The organism is Streptomyces zinciresistens K42 (genome assembly GCF_000225525.1).
GTDB classification, from domain to species: domain Bacteria; phylum Actinomycetota; class Actinomycetes; order Streptomycetales; family Streptomycetaceae; genus Streptomyces; species Streptomyces zinciresistens.
The window spans coordinates 1-4,737 of sequence record NZ_AGBF01000319.1 but is presented as its reverse complement, the minus strand read 5'-3'; the positions used below and the strand labels follow the sequence as shown (position 1 = coordinate 4,737).

Genomic DNA, 4,737 nt, shown 5'->3' with positions numbered 1-4,737 from the left:
CGTCGCCGTCGGCCGCCGCCGTCTGCGGACGCCGCTCAGTCGGTCGCCGCGGCCGCGGCGGCGGCTCCCACGCTGACCGCCAGCAGGGTCCGCGTCACCGCGGCGTTCACCGCCTCGGCGCCCCAACTCGCCTGCTCCAGCCGCTTCGCACGCGTGTAGACGGCCCCCGACCAGGGGATGGCGCGGTGCAGGCTCGGCAGGGTGCCGCTCGCGGAGAGCAGGCCGATCAGTGCCGCCGTACGGGTGTCCGGCTCCACGCCGTCCACCAGGGCCGCGCGGACCTCTGCCACCAGGGACTCTTTGTGCCCGGTGTCGGCGGCCCGCCAGGCTGTCGTACGGAACACGCCGAGCGTCGTCCTGCGCTCGCGGCGCACGAGGCCCCGCTCGACGAGCCGGTCGAGCACCGTCTCGCGCAGTCCGGTGCCGATCTCGACGAGCAGCGTCTGCACGCCCCGCGGCCGTGCGGCGACCTTCGCGTGGGCGGCCCGGAGCAGGGGGTCGGACAGGGGCTCGCCCGCGACCGCGCGCACGCGCGGCCCGTTCAGCCCCCTGTCCCGTTCGTCGATCTCCACGCGGCCGGTCCGGGCGAGCTCGACCAGCACCGCGCCGCCGAGGGTGTAGTAGAGCGTGCCGGCCCCGGCGATCGCCCCTGACGCGTCGTCGAACATCAGCAGGGTCAGGTCCTCGACGAGGAGGAGGTCCTTGTCCATGTGCGTTCTCTCCGTTCCGGCCGGTGCGCATCACCGGCCCATGACCACTTGCCCATCAGGAAAGCAGAGAGTAACTTTCCTTCTGGGAAAGTGAAACGGGGACGGAGGGGGCGGGGGCTGTGAGCACGACGGTGGACGCCGAGCAGGCGTGGAAGGATCTCCAGCGCATCCGGGTACCGCAGGAGCGGGTCTACGACGAGGTGGAGCGGTCCGCCGCGGGCGACCGGGGCACCATCTGGGCCACGGCCGTGCTCATGTGGCTGTTCCTCACCGGGCTCGGCCTGGAGCTGCCCTGGTGGGGCGTCGGACTGGCCGTCATCGCGTACTTCGCGGTGCTGGGCGCGCTCGCCGTGCGCCACCACCGCCGCAGCCGGATGCGTCTGCACCACACCCGCTGCACTCCGCGCATGTTCGGCACGTTCGCCGCGGGCGCGGTGCTGACCGGTGGCACGTCCCTGGGGTCCGCGAGACTGGCCGAATCCCTGGACCCCTTGTCGGCGGGTGTCATCCAGGCCACCGCCTCGGCCGCGGCCTTCCTGCTCTTCATGGGACCCGCGGGCCGCTGGGCGGCCGAGTCCGCGCGCAGCCGGGGCGCCGCCGCGGCCGGGGCGGAGGCGGGCCGGTGAGCACGCCCGCGGGCTTCGACGAGCTGATCCATCCCGCCACCCGGCTGTCGGTGGTGGCGCTGCTCGCCGCGACGGAATGGGCGGACTTCGCGTTCGTCCGCGACAGCCTCTCGCTCAGCGACTCCGCGCTCTCCAAGCAGCTGCACACCCTGGAGGGGGCCGGATACCTGGAGCTCCACAAGGAGGGCGGCGACCGCAAGCGGCGCACCCGGGTGCGTCTGACGGACCGCGGCCGTACCGCCTTCGACGGGCATGTCGCGGCGCTCCGGGCGATCGTCGAGGGCGCGGTCCCCCCGGCGGGCGGCCCGGCCTCGGAGCGGCGCCACCCCTCGGGAGCGGGACGGTGACGCCGCGGAGCCCGGACGCGGGGGACGTCGTGCGGGCCCGTGCCGTGACGATGTCCTACGGCGGTGTCGACGTCCTGCACGGCATCGACCTCGACATCCGGCGGGGCGAGGTCTTCGCGCTGCTCGGGCCCAATGGCGCCGGCAAGACCACCACCGTCGAGATCCTGGAGGGCTTCCGGCGCCGCTCGGCCGGGGAGGTGCAGGTCCTGGGCGCCGACCCGGAGCACGGTGACGACGCCTGGCGGGCCCGGATCGGGCTGGTCCTGCAGTCCTGGCGCGACCACCGCCGCTGGCAGGTGGGCGAGTTGCTGACGCACTTCGCCTCGTACTACCCGGACCCGCGCGACCCGGCGGCCCTGCTGAGCCTGGTCGGGCTGGCCGAGCAGGCCGGTCAGCAGGTGGAGCGTCTCTCCGGCGGGCAGCGCCGCCGCCTCGACGTCGCGCTCGGCATCGTCGGCCGCCCCGAACTGCTCTTCCTGGACGAGCCGACCACCGGCTTCGACCCGCAGGCCCGGTACGACTTCCACACCCTGGTCGAGCGGCTCGCCGGGGAGGAGGGCGTCACCGTCCTGCTGACCACCCACGACCTGGCCGAGGCGGAGCGGCTCGCCGACCGGATCGCCATGCTGGTCGGCGGCCGGATCCGGGCCTGCGGCACGCCCGCGGAACTGGCGCGGCGGGCCGCGGCCCGTGCCGAGGTCCGCTGGACGGCCGACGACGGCACCGCCCGCCACGAGCGCACCGCGGACCCCTCGCGGCTGGTCTGGGAACTCCACCGGCAGGCGGAGGGCCCGATCCCCGGCCTGGAGGTCCGGCGCCCGACCCTGGAGGACACCTACCTGCACATGGTGCGCCGGGAAGCCGACGGCGCCGAAAGTGCCGTGCCCGAGGAGGCCACGGCCGTATGAGGGCGACTGCCATGACCCACGCCTGGCGGGCCGGGCTCCGGCGCGGCGCGATCGAGCTGCGGCACTTCGCGCGCAACGGCAAGGAGACGGCGGGTCATCTGTTCAACGTGGTGATCGCGCTCGGTGTCGCGGCCTACATCAGCGAGGACGTGCCGGGCACGCGCACCCCGATGGCCGATCTGGTGCTGTCGGGATTCGCCGCCTATCTGCTGTTCCAGATCGGGCTGGTCAACCTGCCGCAGATCCTCGTCACGGAACGCGAGGAGGGCGCGCTGCTGCGGCTGCGGGCCACGCCCGGTGGGATACCCGCCTACCTCGTCGCCAAGTGCCTGCTGGTGGTCGTGGTGGCGGCGGGGAACATCGCGCTGCTTCTGGCGTCCGCGGCACTGGTGGTGGACGGGCCGCTGCCACGCGATCCGGTCGACTGGCTGACCCTGCTGTGGGTCACCACGCTCGGACTGCTCTCCGTCGTCCCGCTCGGCGCGGCCATCGGTGCCGTGCTGCCCAACCCGCGCGAGGCGCTGGCACTGATCATGCTGCCGACGATGGGGCTGCTGTTCATATCCGGCGCGGTCTTCCCGATCACCTCGCTGCCCGAACCGGTCCAGCGGGTGGCGGCGCTCTTCCCGCTCAAGTGGATCGCGCAGGGCCTGCGTTCGGCGCTGCTCCCGGACTCGGCGCGGGCCGCGGAGGCCGCGGGCGCCTGGGAGTTGCCCATGGTCGCCCTGGTCCTGTCCGTCTGGGCGGTCCTCGGGTTCCTCCTCGCGGTGCCTCTGCTGCGCCGCGCCGCCCGCCGCGAGTCGGGCTCCCGGCTGAGCGCGAGGCAGCACAAGGCCGCCCAGAACGGCGCGGCACCGGCGTAGACGCACGGTGCGGCAGGGGGACGCGCGACGGGAGAGGGCAAGCCGCCCTGAGACGGGGCGTGTCGGACCCGGGCCCCGAGAGCAGTTCTCGGGGCCGGTCGCACCCAGGGTCACGGGGCCGGGACGCCTCTGGGCCCGGACGCCTCCTCTGGGCCCGGGCGGCGGACGGTGGGCCAGTGCTGTGGCCGGGAAGGTTCGCCGGAGGCTCGCGGCGTCCGGTGCGGTGCCTCGCAAGGCGGAGCGTCACCCGCGTACCGGACGTACCCGGGTGACGTGGCAACGCGGCCTGGGGTCCCCCCTGGTCGCAGGCTCGGGGGACGTGCCGGGCGTCGCGAGCCGGTGAACCCTCCCGGTCACGGCACCGGCGCCCCGGTGGCCGGGGGCGGCCAAGCGGCCTTGCCCGACCCTGGGCTGGGCGGCGGCCGAGCGGCGTTGCGGCAGGCCCGCTGTGCGACAGCCTGCGGGCGGCGAGCCCGCCGCGCGACTGCCGCCCGGTCACCTCGGCCACCCTCACCCCACCCCCGCGCCCCCGACGCTACTTGCTCGGCGCGGGCTGGACCGGGCGGTCGGTGCTGGACTCCGGTGTGCGGCCGGCGAGGATGGCGTCGAGCGCGGCGGCGAGCACGGGGCGGTCCGAGGGCCCGGTGATCTTCCCGACGATCTTGCCGGTCCGGTCGAGGAAGTAGGTCTCGGGTACGCCGAAGACCCCGAGGCCGAGCGCCAGTTTCGAGCCGGGGTCGGTGACGTACCGGTACGACGCGGCCTCGCCGCGCCCGAGCTCGTCGAGGAAGGCGACGGCCGATCCGCGCCGGTCCTGGTAGTTGACGCCGACGAAGACGACGCCCGACTTCGCGTAGTCCCGCGCCGTCGAGACGAGCGCCGGGTGCTCCGTGCGGCACGGGACGCACCAGGACGCCCAGAAGTTCACGACCACGACCTTGCCGCGCAGGGAGGCGAGGGAGAGCGATCCCTTGCCCTCCAGGAAGGGAAGCGTCGCGGCCGGCACGGGCTTGCCGATCATCGGGCTGTCGACCAGGTTGGGGTCCTTGCCCAGCCGACTGCCGAACACCGCGCCGGTGACGATGGTGAGCGCCACGACGGCCAGGCTGATCCAGCGGATTCTGCGCCCACGCGGGGTCGGTGCCCGGTCCGGACGGTCGGTCGTGGGCGTGGTGGTGGTCACGGGTGACTCTTTCTGTAGCCGGCTCCGCGTCGGGAGCGGGGCGGGGCGGGGCGCCGCGGCCGTGCGCGGGGGCCCGGCGCGAGGACCGCGCCGCAGCGGT

At 74.7% G+C, this 4,737-nt stretch carries 6 protein-coding genes; 4 read left to right on the top strand and 2 right to left on the bottom strand.

What is annotated here, in order from left to right:
* Positions 1–35 precede the first annotated feature (35 nt).
* Positions 36–710 (bottom strand): GOLPH3/VPS74 family protein, encoded by a 675-nt coding sequence (locus SZN_RS35450; protein ID WP_007504981.1) that lies wholly within the window; start codon positions 708–710, stop codon positions 36–38.
* A gap of 119 nt (positions 711–829) precedes the next feature.
* Here SZN_RS35450 and SZN_RS35445 point away from each other — a divergent pair, with 119 nt between their 5' ends.
* From SZN_RS35445 to SZN_RS35430, 4 genes are read left to right on the top strand one after another with little or no spacing between them, the layout of a single operon-like run.
* Complete coding sequence (locus tag SZN_RS35445) at positions 830–1,336, top strand: hypothetical protein (RefSeq protein ID WP_007504979.1); 507 nt, start codon at positions 830–832, stop codon at positions 1,334–1,336.
* Positions 1,333–1,683, top strand: coding sequence for a transcriptional regulator (locus SZN_RS35440; protein ID WP_007504978.1), 351 nt, complete (start codon positions 1,333–1,335; stop codon positions 1,681–1,683). The genes SZN_RS35445 and SZN_RS35440 overlap by 4 nt, the downstream gene beginning before the upstream one ends.
* A gap of 50 nt (positions 1,684–1,733) precedes the next feature.
* Complete coding sequence (locus tag SZN_RS35435) at positions 1,734–2,591, top strand: ABC transporter ATP-binding protein (protein ID WP_078509084.1); 858 nt, start codon at positions 1,734–1,736, stop codon at positions 2,589–2,591.
* Positions 2,588–3,454 carry an ABC transporter permease gene (locus SZN_RS35430; protein ID WP_244313482.1) on the top strand — a complete coding sequence of 289 codons (867 nt, stop codon included), beginning with the start codon at positions 2,588–2,590 and terminating at the stop codon, positions 3,452–3,454. Before SZN_RS35435 ends, SZN_RS35430 begins: the two co-directional genes overlap by 4 nt.
* A 535-nt stretch (positions 3,455–3,989) precedes the next feature.
* Here SZN_RS35430 and SZN_RS35425 read toward each other — a convergent pair.
* On the bottom strand, positions 3,990–4,637 hold the full coding sequence (locus SZN_RS35425) for a TlpA family protein disulfide reductase (protein ID WP_007504975.1): 648 nt from the start codon (positions 4,635–4,637) through the stop codon (positions 3,990–3,992).
* Positions 4,638–4,737: the final 100 nt, after the last annotated feature.

Excerpts from the sequence above, each read along its gene's own strand:
- SZN_RS35450 (WP_007504981.1), bottom strand. The coding sequence starts at position 710 with ATGGACAAGGACCTCCTCCTCGTCGAGGACCTGACCCTGCTGATGTTC.
- SZN_RS35435 (WP_078509084.1), top strand. The coding sequence starts at position 1,734 with ATGTCCTACGGCGGTGTCGACGTCCTGCACGGCATCGACCTCGACATC.
- SZN_RS35430 (WP_244313482.1), top strand. The coding sequence starts at position 2,588 with ATGAGGGCGACTGCCATGACCCACGCCTGGCGGGCCGGGCTCCGGCGC.